This window comes from Massilia rubra (assembly GCF_011682065.1).
Classification (GTDB): Bacteria; Pseudomonadota; Gammaproteobacteria; order Burkholderiales; family Burkholderiaceae_D; genus Telluria_A; species Telluria_A rubra.
Map to the genome: position 1 here is coordinate 32,495 of NZ_VUYU01000029.1, position 14,198 is coordinate 46,692.

At 65.4% G+C, this 14,198-nt stretch carries 17 protein-coding genes; 9 read left to right on the top strand and 8 right to left on the bottom strand.

Going from position 1 to position 14,198, the window contains the following annotated elements; genetic code table 11:
* The first annotated feature begins 60 nt into the window (after nucleotides 1-60).
* On the top strand, nucleotides 61-942 hold the full coding sequence (locus tag F0185_RS28395) for a calcium-binding protein (RefSeq protein WP_167230674.1): 882 nt from the start codon (nucleotides 61-63) through the stop codon (nucleotides 940-942).
* Here F0185_RS28395 and F0185_RS28400 read toward each other — a convergent pair.
* From F0185_RS28400 to F0185_RS28415, 4 genes are read right to left on the bottom strand one after another with little or no spacing between them, the layout of a single operon-like run.
* Nucleotides 914-1,354 carry a hypothetical protein gene (locus F0185_RS28400; protein WP_167230677.1) on the bottom strand — a complete coding sequence of 147 codons (441 nt, stop codon included), beginning with the start codon at nucleotides 1,352-1,354 and terminating at the stop codon, nucleotides 914-916. The genes F0185_RS28395 and F0185_RS28400 overlap by 29 nt on opposite strands.
* Complete coding sequence (locus tag F0185_RS28405; RefSeq protein WP_167230680.1) at nucleotides 1,351-2,094, bottom strand: DUF4386 domain-containing protein; 744 nt, start codon at nucleotides 2,092-2,094, stop codon at nucleotides 1,351-1,353. Before F0185_RS28405 ends, F0185_RS28400 begins: the two co-directional genes overlap by 4 nt.
* Nucleotides 2,095-2,149: 55 nt before the next feature.
* Nucleotides 2,150-2,407: a hypothetical protein gene (locus F0185_RS28410; protein WP_167230682.1), complete on the bottom strand. Its 258-nt coding sequence runs from the start codon at nucleotides 2,405-2,407 to the stop codon at nucleotides 2,150-2,152.
* A gap of 9 nt (nucleotides 2,408-2,416) precedes the next feature.
* The gene (locus F0185_RS28415) at nucleotides 2,417-2,713 is read right to left on the bottom strand and encodes an ArsR/SmtB family transcription factor (RefSeq protein WP_229477242.1); all 297 of its coding nucleotides are present in this window, start codon (nucleotides 2,711-2,713) and stop codon (nucleotides 2,417-2,419) included.
* Nucleotides 2,714-3,114: 401 nt separating this feature from the next.
* Between F0185_RS28415 and F0185_RS28420 the strand changes: the two genes are divergently transcribed.
* The 8 genes from F0185_RS28420 (at nucleotide 3,115) to F0185_RS28455 (ending at nucleotide 10,057) form a co-directional block, all read left to right on the top strand.
* Entirely contained in the window at nucleotides 3,115-4,233 is a 1,119-nt protein-coding gene (locus F0185_RS28420) for an acyl-CoA dehydrogenase family protein (protein WP_167230685.1), read from the top strand.
* A 10-nt stretch (nucleotides 4,234-4,243) separates the two neighbouring features.
* The gene (locus F0185_RS28425) at nucleotides 4,244-5,098 is read left to right on the top strand and encodes a phosphate/phosphite/phosphonate ABC transporter substrate-binding protein (RefSeq protein ID WP_167230688.1); all 855 of its coding nucleotides are present in this window, start codon (nucleotides 4,244-4,246) and stop codon (nucleotides 5,096-5,098) included.
* Nucleotides 5,076-6,278: a ferritin-like domain-containing protein gene (locus F0185_RS28430; RefSeq protein ID WP_167230691.1), complete on the top strand. Its 1,203-nt coding sequence runs from the start codon at nucleotides 5,076-5,078 to the stop codon at nucleotides 6,276-6,278. The genes F0185_RS28425 and F0185_RS28430 overlap by 23 nt, the downstream gene beginning before the upstream one ends.
* A gap of 10 nt (nucleotides 6,279-6,288) precedes the next feature.
* Nucleotides 6,289-6,756: a hypothetical protein gene (locus tag F0185_RS28435; RefSeq protein ID WP_167230695.1), complete on the top strand. Its 468-nt coding sequence runs from the start codon at nucleotides 6,289-6,291 to the stop codon at nucleotides 6,754-6,756.
* Between the two features lie 13 nt (nucleotides 6,757-6,769).
* Complete coding sequence (locus F0185_RS28440; protein ID WP_167230698.1) at nucleotides 6,770-7,114, top strand: hypothetical protein; 345 nt, start codon at nucleotides 6,770-6,772, stop codon at nucleotides 7,112-7,114.
* 55 nt (nucleotides 7,115-7,169) lie between these two features.
* Nucleotides 7,170-8,099 carry a hypothetical protein gene (locus tag F0185_RS28445; protein ID WP_167230701.1) on the top strand — a complete coding sequence of 310 codons (930 nt, stop codon included), beginning with the start codon at nucleotides 7,170-7,172 and terminating at the stop codon, nucleotides 8,097-8,099.
* A 30-nt stretch (nucleotides 8,100-8,129) separates the two neighbouring features.
* Complete coding sequence (locus tag F0185_RS28450) at nucleotides 8,130-9,029, top strand: hypothetical protein (RefSeq protein ID WP_167230704.1); 900 nt, start codon at nucleotides 8,130-8,132, stop codon at nucleotides 9,027-9,029.
* A gap of 62 nt (nucleotides 9,030-9,091) precedes the next feature.
* On the top strand, nucleotides 9,092-10,057 hold the full coding sequence (locus F0185_RS28455) for a hypothetical protein (RefSeq protein ID WP_167230707.1): 966 nt from the start codon (nucleotides 9,092-9,094) through the stop codon (nucleotides 10,055-10,057).
* A gap of 6 nt (nucleotides 10,058-10,063) precedes the next feature.
* On the opposite strand, the gene F0185_RS28460 is transcribed toward F0185_RS28455, so the two are convergent.
* The 4 genes from F0185_RS28460 to kefC form a co-directional block, all read right to left on the bottom strand.
* A complete protein-coding gene (locus F0185_RS28460) occupies nucleotides 10,064-11,326 on the bottom strand; it encodes a GNAT family N-acetyltransferase (protein ID WP_167230710.1) in 1,263 nt (420 codons plus the stop codon).
* A gap of 127 nt (nucleotides 11,327-11,453) precedes the next feature.
* On the bottom strand, nucleotides 11,454-11,978 hold the full coding sequence (locus tag F0185_RS28465; RefSeq protein WP_167230713.1) for a hypothetical protein: 525 nt from the start codon (nucleotides 11,976-11,978) through the stop codon (nucleotides 11,454-11,456).
* Nucleotides 11,978-12,196 (bottom strand): hypothetical protein, encoded by a 219-nt coding sequence (locus tag F0185_RS28470; protein WP_167230716.1) that lies wholly within the window; start codon nucleotides 12,194-12,196, stop codon nucleotides 11,978-11,980. Before F0185_RS28470 ends, F0185_RS28465 begins: the two co-directional genes overlap by 1 nt.
* A gap of 184 nt (nucleotides 12,197-12,380) precedes the next feature.
* Entirely contained in the window at nucleotides 12,381-14,189 is a 1,809-nt protein-coding gene (kefC, locus tag F0185_RS28475) for a glutathione-regulated potassium-efflux system protein KefC (RefSeq protein WP_167230719.1), read from the bottom strand.
* Between the last annotated feature and the right edge of the window lie 9 nt (nucleotides 14,190-14,198).

The window sequence follows — 14,198 nt, forward strand, 5'->3', positions numbered from 1 at the left end:
GTAAATATAGAGTAAGTGGATGCCAACCCGGCATCCACCGCCGCTTTTCCTGGAGACCTTATGACGACCGACATCGCAGTGAGCCTGTCCGACACCCCGTTCGCCGCTGAACCGGACGCGCTGCCCCTCTGGCCGGACCCGGATGCGAGCGCCGCCATCGCCGGCTGGGCGCCCGCGCTCCCGTTGTATGACATCGAAGCGATGATCCTGAGCGGCGACGATGGCGGCACGCCTTACTGGTTCGCGTTGCCGTACGACGTACCCGACGACAGCGCGCGCGAAGCTGTGGTGAGCGGCAGCGACGACGCCGACATCCTGCACGGGCGCGAAGGCGCCGACCTGCTGTTCGGGCTCGAAGGCGACGATATCCTGCAGGATGTACGCGGCAATAACCTGTTCGACGGCGGCGCCGGCGACGACATCATCGAAGGCGCGGGCCGCAGCCTGTACATCGGCGGCGCCGGCAACGACACCATCACCGCCTGGGGCGCCGACTTCACGCTCGCCTTCAACGCCGGCGACGGCTTTGACACAGTCGTGTTGTGCGCGCTCGGCCCGGCCACCATCTCGCTCGGCCTGGGCATCGTTGCGGCGAATGTGCTCGTCAGCAGGAATGGCGGCGACCTGCTCGTGCACACCGGCGCCGCCGAAGGCATGGCGCTGAGCGGCTGGTACGACAATCCCGCGCCCGAAGCGCTCAGCGTGCAAGTGATCGGGGAGGGCGGTGTCCAGCTCTACGACCTGATGGCGCTGATCGCCGGCGTCAACGAGCAGCAGGGCGCGCGGCTCGGCCAGCCCGGCATGGACGGCGCCGCCCCGGCCGGCGGCGAACTGGCGGTGGTCTATGCCACCAGCGCCGCCGGCATCGAGATCACCGGCGCCAGCGCCGCCGTGTGGACCGACGCTTTCGGCTTCATCGCGGGCCTGGGCCTGCTGTTGTAGGCGCCGGCACGGTCCACGGCGTGCCGGGCGCGCGCCAGTATTGGCGCGCGATGTGCCGCCACGGCAGCACCAGCGGCACCAGCACGATGCCGATCGCGCAGGCGAACAGGGTTTCGGCGGCATACGCGTCGAGGCCCGGTCCCATCCACATCGGCAGGGCGAAGGCGAGGACCCAGATGATCTTCCAGGCCAGCTCGAAGAGCAGCAGCGGCAGCATGCGCAGCGGATAGCGCAATCCCAGCACCGACAGCAGGCACAAGGCGCCGAGCAGCGAGCGCACCACGGTGCCGGCGTTGGCCGTCACGCCGGGCGGCGCGATGATCGTCGGCCACATGGTCAGGCCCAGTCCCACCACCAGCAGCAGGTACATGGCGCGTAACAGGGACAGTCTTACTGTGCTGATCTGGTTCATGATGCGACTCCTTCAATAGTCAGTTGATCCCAAGCCGGGATGTTGATGCCCTTGAACAGCAGGTACAGGCAGAATGCGCTTTCGCCGATAAACGACGGCGCCAGGATCGCCGGAAAAACTGCTTCATGCAGGGTGGGCGAGAGCACCATGATGAAGGTGTTGAGCAGGTAGCACAGGCCGGCGAGCTGCATCAGCATCCCGAGCGGCGCCGGAAAATAGCCGGACCTGCGCAGCAGGTGGCCGACGATGACGCATTCGACCCCGAAGAACATCAGCGCCACCGCGAACGCATGCGAATGGCCGACGATGGCCAGGTAGGCCATGGCCTGCGCCTGCCCCGGGTCGATGCCGAGGCGCCCGGCGGCCAGCAGCGTCGAGAGCGCGCCTTGCAGTTGCAGGGCGCTGACGCTTTCGACCGCCAGCGACACCAGCGCGAAGAACATGGCCAGCAGGGTCAGGTGCTTGTTCACGGGCCGCAGCAGCACGTACCAGGCCAGCGACAGCGCGACCGCGCACAGCAGCAGCAAGAGCTGGCCGGCCACGCCGACGCGCCACAGCCATTCGGAGGCGAGGATGCGGCGGGCGGTTTCGGCGGCATTGCCGGAAACGACCAGGCTGTTGCGGATCAGTGTCTCGCCCAGCAGCCCGATGACGATGATGACAAGGTACAGCGCGCCGGCGATGCGCGCGGTGCGCAGGGCCTCTTTACCGCCGGGTTCAATCCACTGCTGGTACGGCATGGTGTTCTCCTGGTGAGGTGCAAAAATCGATTGGCGCGGCAAGCGCGGTGTAGGCTTACTCGACGTCGCGCAGCATTTTCTCGACGGCGGCCACGCGCGTTTTCACCTCCGTCATATGGGCGTTGATGGCGCCCAGCGCGGCCGACGTTTCCGCCTGTGCCGCCGCGGCCTGCGCCGCGAGCTGGCGGTAGGCTTCGTCGCTGGCCAGGCGCGCCCTGGCCTGGACGATGGCGGCCAGATACTTCATGCCGAAAATGAGCAGGACGGTCACGAGCGGCAGCCCGATGGTGATCAAAAAGACGTGTTCGGACATAATTGGGCTCTATTTTTCAGGGTTGATGGTAAGCGACCTGGCTGCCTCGGCGATCGTCCCGGGCGTGAGCGCCACCGCGAAGCTGGCCGCTTCGAAGTAGTTAAGCGCTTTGCCGTCGTGCGACAGTTCGAGGCGGCTGGTCACGAGGCCGGCGTGTTCGAGTTTTTGAAGATGCAGGTGCAGCAGGGGCCGGCTGATGCCAAGGTCGCGCGCAAGCTGGCTGACGTAATTGCGTCCGCCCGCTGACAGGGCTGCAATGATGCGCAGCCGGTGCGGATTGGCGAGGGCCGACAGGATCGCCAGCAACTGGTCTCCGTCGATTGTTGGTATATTTTCTTTCACCTGTAAACAATATCTGACACATGACAGCGGGTCAAGCGAATTGTCCGGAATGGGTAAAAATGACCCTGTCGCCAGTAGGGCGAGTCTGATAGACTCGCGGCGATTGTTGTGTTTGTGTCGAACCAGCCTGCCGTAACGCCGCTGCCAGCTTCCATGGAACGCTGGACCGGGTCCGACGGCCCGCGTGTGGCTGGTGCGATGACTTAACGCGGCAAAAGTACCGTTTCCAAGCGCTGCCACAGGCAGGTCGAGCAGAACTTGTCGAGGTGCGCCACGTCGGCCGATTCCCAGCGCGGAAGCGGCCCCGCCTTGCCCGTGTCTGCGACTTGCTGGTGGCACCTATCCGCCATTTTTACAGGGATGCCATGACTTATCTTCACACACTCGACACCATCGTCAGCACCATCGTGCTGCCAGCCGCCCCCGACACCGACCGCGAAGCCCGCTTTCCGCGCGCCGCCATCGACGCGCTGGGCCAGGCCGGCCTGCTCGGCCTTGTCAGCAGCAAGGACGTGGGCGGCATGGGCCTCGGTTTGCCCGAGGCTGCGCAACTGATCGAGCGCCTGGCCAAGGCCTGCCCGTCGACCGCGATGATCGTCTGCATGCACCTGTGCGCGGCCACCGTGCTGGAAAAATTCGCCACTGAAAACGTGCGCCGCGACGTCGCTTGCGGGCGCCACCTGAGCACCCTGGCCTGGTCCGACAACGGCTCGCGCAGCCACTTCTGGGCGCCGGTCGGCACTGCGCGCCAGGAGGGCGATGGCATCGTCATCGACGGCAGCAAGTCGATGGTCACCGCCGCCGGCGAAGCCGATTCGTACGTCTGGTCGACCGCGCCGGTGGCCAAAGAAGGCGCCAGCACCCTGTGGCTGGTCGACAGCAAGAGCGCCGGCCTCTCCGAACCGAAAGCGTTCGACGGCATGGGCTTGCGCGGCAACCGTTCCTCGCCGATCAGCGCAAGCGGCGTGCGCGTCACCCCGGCGGCCATGCTCGGCGTGGACGGCGGCGGCTTCGACATCATGATCGGCGCGGTGCTGCCGGTGTTCTCGACCCTGATCGCCTCGTCCTCGCTGGGGCAGATGGAGGCGGTGCTGGAAGCGGCGTGCGCGCACGCGGCCGGCAGCAAGCTCGAACACCTGGGCAGCTCCTTGTCGGAACTGCCGACCATCCGCGCCTACCTGGCGCGCGCCCGCATCCAGGCCGACATGGTGCGCACCCTGCGCGACGATACGCTCGCCGCGCTGGCCGCCAACCGTCCGGACGCCATGCTGCGCGTGATGCAGGTCAAAGCGGCAGCGGCCGAAGCGGCGCTGGAAGTGACCGACACCGCCATGCGCGTGTGCGGCGGCGCGGCCTTCCGCAAGGATGTCGGCATCGAACGTTACTTCCGCGACGCGCGCGCCGCCTCGGTCATGGCGCCGACCTCCGACGTGCTGTTCGATTTTATCGGCAAGGCCGTTTGCGGCATGCCGGTGTTCGGTTAAGGAGCGCGCGATGAACACACCATTGATGATGGGCGCCGTGGCCTACGCACCGAAAGTCGTGACGATCTGGGAAGGCTTCAAGGAGTACTTCCGCCGCCATGATTTCGAATTCGATTACATTTTGTACTCCAACTACGAGCGCCAGGTTCAGGCGCAGTTCGACGGCAGCATTGCGCTGGCGTGGAATTCGCCGCTGGCCTGGGTGCGGGCCGACCGCATGGCGCGCGCACGCGGGCTTGAAGTGAGCGCGCTGGCCATGCGCGACAGCGACTGCGACCTGACCTCGGTGCTGGTCACGCGGACCGGCCCGCTGCTCACGCTGGAACAACTCAAGGGCAAGACGATCGGGTTTGGCGCCATCGACTCGCCGCAGGCGCACCTGATTCCGCTCGACCTGCTGCGCCAGCACGGCATGCTGGCCGGGCGCGATTACACGGCGCGCCGCTTCGACGTTTTGGGCGGCAAGCACGGCGACCATATCGGCGGCGAACGCGAGGCCGCGCTGGCGCTCATCGCCGGCGAGATCGACGCCGCCTGGATGATCGACAGTAACCACATGGCCTTTTCGCGCGAAGGCGTGCTGCCGGCCGGCGCCACCACGATCCTGGCGCGCACGGCGCCGTTCGATCACTGTAACTTCACGGTCAGCCCCGGCGCGCCGGCGGAGAGAATCGCGCGCTTCGGCGAACTGCTGCTGGCCATGAGCTGGGACGACCCGGAAGTGCGCCCGCTGCTCGAACTCGAGGGCCTGAAAACCTGGCTGCCGGGACGCACGAGCGGCTACGACGCGCTGGTGCGGGCGGTGGACGACGAAGCTTTCTACGACGCGGAAGGGAAGATCCTTGCCACCGACTATCGATATTGAGGACCTGGGCTTCGACGCCGGCGCCCACCTGCTGGTCAAGCACGGCTTGCAGCAGCTGGCGCCGGGCGAGGAGCTCGATGTCACGGGCAGCGGCGCGGGCTGGGACGGGCAACTGGGCGCCTGGTGCCGCAGCCAGGGGCACCCGTGCGCGCCGCATGACGTGGACGGGCGCAAGCTCGTGCGCGTGACGCGCGGCGGCGCCTCGGCCGGCCGCTGGCGCGCCGCGCTGCACAGCGGCCATGCCGACCCGCGTGCCGATGGCGCCATCGCCGACCAGGCCAAGGCCCAGTGGGGCCTGGCCGCGCGCGGCGCCACCGTCGAAGCGGGGTCGCCGGCCATGCAATTTCGCCTCGACCAGAAGGAAGAAGTGTGGGCCGAGCGCGCGGCCGACCTGTACGCGCAGGCTGCCGCCGCCCAGTGGGACCCGGAGACGGCCATCGACTGGAAGGCCGACTTCACCTTGCCCGACATGGTCGAAGACGCGGTGGTGCAGGTGCTGACCTACATGATCGAAAACGAAGTGGCGGCGCTGGTGGTGCCGGCGCGCTTTTTGGGGCAGGTGCATCCGCATTTTCGAGAAGTGCAGGCGGTGCTGGCGATCCAGGTGGCTGACGAAGCGCGCCACATCGAGGTGTTCACGCGGCGCGTGCGGCTCAAGGGCAGGGAGCCGGGCCTGTCGACGGCGGGCGGGCAAAGCTCGCTCAAGACGCTGCTCGACGAGCAGGATTTTTCGGTGGCCGAGTTTTTGCTGTCGGTGCTGGGGGAGGGCACGTTCGTCAGCCTGCTGCACTTCTTGCATGCGTACGCGCCGGACCCGGTCACGCGCCAGATCGCGCGCCTGGCCGCGCGCGACGAAGCGCGCCATGTCGCCTTCGGCATGACGCACCTGGCGGCGCGGCTCGAACGCGAGCCGGCCTTTCGCACGCGCCTGGCCAACGCGGTCCAGTCGCGCAACGATGCGCTGGCGGCCAGCTCGGGACTGAACGAAGAAGTGTTCGATTCCCTGATCCTGCTGGCGGCGGGCGCGCTGACCCCGGGCGCGATCGCGGCCGGCTATGTGCGGGTGCAGCAGCTGATGGTGGACATGGCCGAAGGGCGCCAGTCGCGCCTGGAGCGGCTGGGGTTTTCGAAGGCCGAGGCGCGCCAGTTGTCGGCGCTGCATACACGCAATTTCATGTGAGGCCGCGCCGATGATGACGATGCTCAAGGCGCTGTTGCTATGCCTCGCGCTGGCCTTGGCGGCATGCGATGTGTCGCCCGCCGCATCGGACGCGCCGGCACCGGCCTACGTCGCCGGCACCGTCATCGATGGTTTCCGCATCGTGGTGGCGATCAAGGATACGCACCCCTTGCTGAACGAGCACGAGAAAAAAGTGAGCGTTTACAGGGACAAGCAATTATTGGCGTCAACCACGTATCCCGATCCGGGTGGCTTTGCCAGTCTTTACGTGCATCGCCACGCCGGCAGGATCTACATCGTCGATGGCCTGGGCAATGGCATGACCATCGATACGGTTGCCGGTACGGTCCGAGCCGGAATCGACGCGGATGGCGACGCGCTCGATCGGGTGCGGCCCGACCGCGGAACGTTCAGGTTTGCCGATCATCCGGCCAACGAGTACGCCTGGTTCCCGGCCATGCCCGACCAGCAGAAGTAGAAGGGAAGCGACCTTGAACGAGCTACTTCAAGAACTTAACCGTCGCGGCGGATGGGACTGGTGCATCCGCTCGTTCGACGGCGACGCCTTGCACCTGTCGGCGGGGAGTTCCTTGTCGGCCGTCCGGCACATGGTGGCGTTCGGCGGGGTGTCTTACCTCGCCTGCCCCAGCGTCTTTCACCATCCCGTATTCCGTCTGGCCCGAGCGGACGAGCGTCTGGCGCTGGGCGCCGTCACCGCGCTCGGCGAGGACGAGCTGGTGGTGGCGATCGATGCCGACAGTACGGGCGGCATGGCGCTGGCAAGCTATTTTATCGTTGCCACCTCGGCGACACTGGACGTGCCCGGCGCGGCCTGATGCGCCGCAGGCTACAATGCCCGCCTGCTTTGTGAATCTCGGATAGGAATGCGACATGCAACTCAAGATCGTTGTTGCCGGCCTGATGGCGCTGGCGTGCTCGTTGCCGGCGTCCGCGCAGACGGCCGAGCGGGCCGGCGGCCAGCGCAAGCTTGCTGCCAAGCCGGATGGGCTCGGCACAGTGCTTCCCGCCGGCCTGACCGCGCAACAGCTGGTCGCCCTGATCGCGCCTGGCCGCGACCCCGCGCTGGCCACCCTGGTCGGCGCAAAAGCCTGGCCGCATCGCGCCAATACCTACGTGGTCATCGCTTGTTTCGTGCGCAGCAAAGCGGAACGCGCGTCGGAGCAGAAATACAGCAAGGAGCCGAGCTGCGAAAGAATGTACCAGCCAGGCGAGGTGCCGCACTATGTCGACCGGCCGACTTATCTGGGTGTGGTGCAGTACCAGGGCGGCGGCGCCGCGCCGACGCTCGTTGCCAGCTACGGGAAACCGTACGATGTCAGGACCCGATGGGATGCCTCCGGCCTCGACGGCCCTGACGGCGACCCCGGCCTTCCCGCAGGCGCGGCGGGAGGCCTGCTGCCCGAAACGGTCAATCGTTTCGACTTCGCTCCCTACAAGATCACCGCGACGGAAACGGCGATCGGACTGCGCCTCGGCTGGCATGAGGGCTATGCCGGCGGTGGGGCGTTTTATGAAGCGCTGGCGCTGTTCCGGATCGACGGCGACAAGCTGGTCAATATTCTGTCGGAACCGATCGCTTTTCACAGCAACCTGGCCGGGGAACTGCACAAGGATGGCACCAGGGAGCGGGAAATTGCGGAAGGAACGAGCGTGCTGTCCATTCTTCCGGGCACGACCAACGGCTACGCCGACCTGGAAATGCGCATGCTCAAAAGCAAGTGGAAGCAAGTCTTCACCTGGGACGGCAAGGCGGCCAGATACGTGCCCGCCAAGCCGGCGCCGGGAGCGAAAAGTCGCTGAGGCGCCACCCTGTACCGTCGAGGAGTTTCCATGTTGTTAAATCTCAAGAGCGCAGCGCTCATCTCGCTGCTTGCGGCGCCGCTGGCGTGCGCGCAAACGGCCGCCGTCCCGCCGCCGGATAACTTCGGGACAGCGCTTGCGCCCGGCCTTGACGCCAAGGCCATCATCGCCCTGATCGCACCCGGACGCGATGCCTCGCTGGCCACCCTGGTCGGCGCCCGGGCATGGCCGTATCGTCCCAACACTTATGTGGCGATTGCTTGTTTCGCCCGCAACAAAAAGGAATTCGACGCCGAACGCAGCGAGGGGAATTTACCGGGCTGCCGCCAATACCGCGACCGCCTTGGCGAGAACGAGGAGATCGGCAAAGCCGTCTACCTCGGTGTCGTGGCGTTCGCGGCGGGCGGCGCGCAGCCGGCGCTGGTGGCCAGCTACGGCAAAGCGCTCGATATCGAGACTGGCTGGAACGCCAGCGCCCTTGCGCGACCGATTGTATTGGACGATGCGGTGCGCGCGGGCAGGAGCACTATCCTGCCTGAAGAATATATCCGCTTCGATTTCGCTCCGTACAAGATCAGCGCGACGCAAACCGCCATCGGCGTGCGCGTCGGCTGGAATGAACGCTATACCGGCGTCGGCATGGGCAGCTTCGACGCACTTTCCCTGTTCAGGATTGATGGCGGCAAGCTTGTCAATATCCTGTCCGAGCCGATCGCGTTCGAAACGGACAGCAACGACGGGTACGACGCGGATGGCAACCGCAAGGGCATCGTTCGCGAAGGGGGGAACGTGCTCACGATCCTTCCCGGTAACACCGGGGGCTACCACGACCTCCAGTTGAAGACGCTCAAGGGCAGGTGGAAGAAAACCTTCGTTTGGGATAGCGCGGCGTCAAGGTATATGCCGGCGCCGCTGGCGAAACAACGCTGAGCGCCGTGGCGGCCGGCCGGCATGCAGGTGGTTTCAATCGATGTTCATCAAGGAGTCTGTCAATGCACATTAAAATACTTGGCGCCGGCCTGATGGCGCTGGCATGTTCCTCGCTGGCGTACGCGCAGACGGTCGATCGGGCCAGGCCGCCGGAAAAAACCGCCGCGACTGTCAAGGGCAAGGCCCGGACCCCGGCCGATGTCAAGCCCGACGGGTTCGGGACGGTGCTTCCCGCCGGCTTGAACGCGAAGCAGCTGATCGCCCTGGTCGCGCCCGGCCGGGACGCGTCGTTCGCCATGCTCGTCGGTGCAAAAGCCTGGCCGTACCGCGCCAACAGCTTCGTCGTGATCGCTTGTTTCAGCCGCAACGAAAAGGACGCTGAACGGTCGCGCAAGTCCAGCACGGGACCGTCCTGCGACGGCACTTCCCGGTCTGGCGGGACGCCCGCATCCATCGATCCGGCGGTGTATCTCGGTGTCGTGGAATATCAGGCCGGCAGTGCGGCGCCGACGCTGCTCGCCAGTTACGGCAAGCCCTACGATATCAAGACCAGCTGGGCATTTAGTCAGGTCGAAGGTCCCGGGGAGGACGACGATACGCCCGCAAGCGGGGAGAGCGGCCTGATGCCGGAACAGTATCGCCGTTTCGACTTCGCCCCCTACAAGATCACGCCGACGGAAACGGCCATCGGGCTGCGTCTTGGCTGGAACGAGGGCTACGCCGGCGGAGGCGCCGATTTTGAAGCACTGTCCCTGCTCAGGATCGACGGCAACAAGCTGGTCAATATCTTGTCGGAGCCGGTCTCCTTCCACAAGCTCATCGCGGGCGACTGGAACAAGGACGGCACCAGGGACCACGACGAGTACGAAGGCACGAATGTGCTGTCCGTTCTCCCGAGCACGACCAACGGCTATGCCGATCTCCAGTTGCGATTACTGGAAAGCAAATCGAAGCAGGTCTTCACCTGGGACAGCAAGCGGGCCCGCTATATGCTGACCCGATCGGCCGCGCCAGCGAAAAAGCGCTGAGCTGCGTCAGGCGGTCTTGGCCGCCTTCTTGAACGGACTGCGCTCGGGCGCGTCATCGTGCTCGATGCCCAGCAACAGGTGCTTGATCATCTTGTTGAGCACGGGCTGGCGGTGCCGCACCAAAATGCCGAAGGGTTGCGGTTTCGCGCCCAGCGCCGCCTTCGGTTCGAGCGCGGTGCGGCCGAACGAGACCTGTTTGCAGCCCATCGACAGGGCGTCGGCAATGCCGGCGTGCAGCAGGCGCAGGTAGATCGGCAGGTCGGCCGCCGCCGCGCGGTTAAAGCCGATATGGTAGGCGATGGAGGTATCGCCATCGGCCACCGATATCAAAAAGCCCAGTATCGCCCCCTCTTGCTTGAGCACGCTGCAGCGGAAACGCTCGCCGGCGGCCTTTTGCAGCGCGGGAAAATACTCGGGGCGCAGCTCGAACGGGCGGAAACCCGCATTGACCTGGACTTCCTTGTAGAGACCGTGGATCTGGTCGCGCACGGCGTCCAGGTCACTTAACTGTTCCACGGTGCAGGCCGCTTCATCGAGCGTCTTGAACACGGCGTTGCGCACGCCGCTGCGGTACTTGGAGGCGAGGCTGGCCAGGTAGTCGTCGTAGTGCTTCCAGTCGTCCTGCAGGGCCAGCACCATGTTCGGCTCGGTTTCCACGTAGCGGTAGCTCAGGTGTTCCAGGTGGGCCGCGTGGTCGATGTGGGGCGCGTGCAAGTCCTTGATCATGATGAAGTGGGTCTTGCCGACCAGCTTGTCGGCCTGGCGCACGCGGTACAGCACTTCGGCCACGCCATGCCAGGCCAGCTTGGGATCGGCGTCGGGCGCCATGGCGATGCCGTGCTGGCCGAAGGTGAGCAAGTTGCCGCAGGTGAGGATGCGCTGGGTGGTCTTCTTGGCCAGCTCGTCGAGCGCAGCCGGGCGGGTCGAAGCCGAGCCGCTCTTGTCGGGGCGGGCCTGGGCCAGGCTGATGTCGGCGATCTGCATGTACACGGCCGCGACCGGCATGCGGTCGGCGCCGGCGCCGCTGTAGATCAGGGCGTAGCGCGGCGACAGGTTGTGCGGCAGCACCTGTTCGAGCGCCTTGAGGTAGTCGAAGGACATGAAGAAGCCGGCGTGCCGGGCCAGCGCCTGCCAGGCGGCGGCGTCGAGCAGCTCGATGGAATCGGCGATGGCGTAGTTCAGGTCGGCCGGCCCGCGCAGGCGCTTGCGTTCGCGGCTGCGTTCGGAGAGCGAGGCTTTGATCGAGCGGAGTTTTTCAGGGATGTTCATGGACGCACTTTTTTATCGATATTGACATGTTCAGTGCGTGGGATTCTACAGAAGTTCCACCGTGCGATGCCGGTGGCGGCCACAACGCCGGCAATCGGGAACGCTGGCGCGTGCGTGCGGAGATCGATCAGTGCCTGTTTTCCTCATCGAGCGATGGGCGGGGAGTTGCTTGCGTCACACCTGTGCGGAAACTCAAGCGGTCCAGGCCGTCGTCGAGTAGCCTGTATCCAAACACAAGCGCGGCAATCAGCAGGATGGTCAGTACGTTCACACTCAGGTTCGCGCCCACGTCGCGGAACAGGCCCAGTGGCCCTCTGCGTGCACGCAGCTCCGCCTGGATTGCTGCCAGTTGTCGACCAATTGCCGTGCTTGTGAAATCCGCGTGCAGCGCTTCTCTTTTGGCGTCAAGCGTGGCATTGACAAACGCGTTCATGAAACTGTCTGCCTGCCTATGGTACATGGCAAGACAAACGGGTGTTGTCGCGGCACGCTCGAAGGTGTCAACGTCTTCCGGTGTGGGCGGATGCCCGGTCTGCGCCTCGATCGCCGCATAGGTCTGCATTTCGTGATGTTTGTACGATGCATACGCCAGCGCCGCAAGGGTATCGTGGGGATGTGGGAGCAGCAGGCTGAAGACGCTGGGGGTGACCATCACGCCTCCATGTCGTTGGAGGCGGTGACGTTCCTGTTCGGTACCACTGCAGCGTCGGGCCACCCAAGTCGCTGTTGGGCGATGATCGCCGCTGCGCGAATTTCTTCCCGGCTCAGCTCTATGCGTAATACAGGCCATTCGTCCGCTTCGCCAGCGCTGGCGTTTTTATCCTCACCGCGCAGGATTTCGCTCGCGCGGCGATTGATTGCCTTGAGCATGCTTCTGTCGATAGTGAATAGCATCACGTACCTCCCGGTATCAAGTTCACACCATTCTAGCCCGCGATGCGACCCGCACAAGGACTGCACGAACCTTGAAGTGCCTGGGTTTGTGCTGGCGCAAATATCCCTGGCGTACGCTGTGGCTTGTCGTCATGCCATCGATAAACAGGTGGCCCGCCCGCTAGCTCCCATCCCAGCCATTCTGCCTGTCATCCTCGGCCAGTTCCGCGTCCAGCGCGAACATGGCTTCGAGTTCCTCGCGCGCCTGCTTGGCCACCGACAGGAACTGTTCCTTGTCCTTGTAATACGGATAGATCTTGTCCAGGCTGCGCATATTGAACATGCGGAACTTGCTGGCCGCCTGGCGCGCCCGGTAGGCGCCGAAGCCCAACTCGTGCAGCACATCGCGCCCCAGCATCAGCGCCGCCTCGAACGTTTCGCGCTGGATGATGGTCACGCCGCGGTCGCGCAAGTCGAAATAATGGGTCACATTGCGCGCGCGCGCCATGATTTTCAAGTCCGGAAACGTCCTGCGCACCGCGTCCACCAGTTTCAGGCTGTCGTCGATATCGTCGACCGCCACCACCAGCGCGCGCGCCCGCGCCGCACCCGCCGCGTGCAGCAGATCGACCCGCGTCACATCGCCATAAAACACTTCCATGCCGAAGCGGCGCACCAGGTCGATCTGGTCCGGATCGTGATCGAGCACGGTCAGCTTGACCCCGTTGGCCGCCAGCAGGCGCCCGAGGATCTGGCCGAAGCGCCCGAAGCCGGCGATGATCACATGCTCGTCGTTGGGCGCGATCTTGTCGGCCTGGCGTTTCTTGTCGGCGCGGTAGCGCGGCGCGATCAGGCGGTCGTGCGCGATCAAGAGCAGCGGCGTGACCACCATCGACAGCGCCACCACCACCACCAGCATCGAGGCCACCTCGGCGCTGAACACCTTGGCCGCTTCGGCCGCGCCGAACACCACGAACGCAAATTCCCCGCCCTGCGACAGGATGAAGGCGAACAGCGCCTGCTGGCTGCGTGGAATCTCGGCGATCTTGCTGATGCCGTACAGGACCGCGATCTTGATGCACAAGAACGCCGCCACCAGTCCCAGGATCAGCCACGGCTGCGCCATGAACACGCCGAAGTCGACCGACATGCCGACCGCGATGAAGAACAGCCCGAGCAGCAAGCCCTTGAACGGCTCCAGGTCGGTCTCGAGCGCGTGCCGGTATTCGGAGTCGGCCAGCAGCATGCCGGCCATGAAGGCGCCCAGCGCCATCGACATGCCGACCCATTGCATCAGCAGCGAAATGGCGATCACCAGCAGCAGTGCGAAGGCGGTAAAGATCTCGCGCATGCCGGTCTTGACGATGATGCGCAGCAGCGGGCGCACCAGGTAGCGCCCGGCGAAGATCAGCGCGCCGATCACGCCGACCACCTTCAGCACGCCCAGCCAGCCCTGTTCTGTGCCTTCGGCCGCCGCCACGCCCAGCAGCGGCACGATGGCGATCATGGGAATGGCGGCCATGTCCTGGAACAGCAGGATGGCAAAGCTGGCCGAGCCGGTCGGGGTGGTCATCAGGTTGCGCTCGTCGAGCGTGGCCAGGGCGATCGCGGTCGACGACAGCGACAGGCCCAGCGCGGCAATCAGCGCCACCTTCCAGTCGATCCCGGCCAGCATGGCGCAAGCGCACAGGGCGCCGGTCACGCCCAGCACCTGGGCCGCGCCGCGCCCGAAGATGGCGCGCCGCATCGACCACAGGCGCTTCGGTTCGAGTTCGAGGCCAATCACGAACAGCAGCAGCACCACCCCGAATTCGGAAATGTGCAAGATGTCTTCGACCTCGCCGATCAGGCCCAGTCCCCACGGGCCGATGGCGATGCCGGCCAGCAGGTAGCCGAGCACGGCGCCCAGGCCGAGTTTTTTGGCGATCGGGACGGCGATCACCGCCGCCGCCAGGTAGATCAGTGCGTTAAGCAGCAAACCGTGTTCCATTGTTACAGA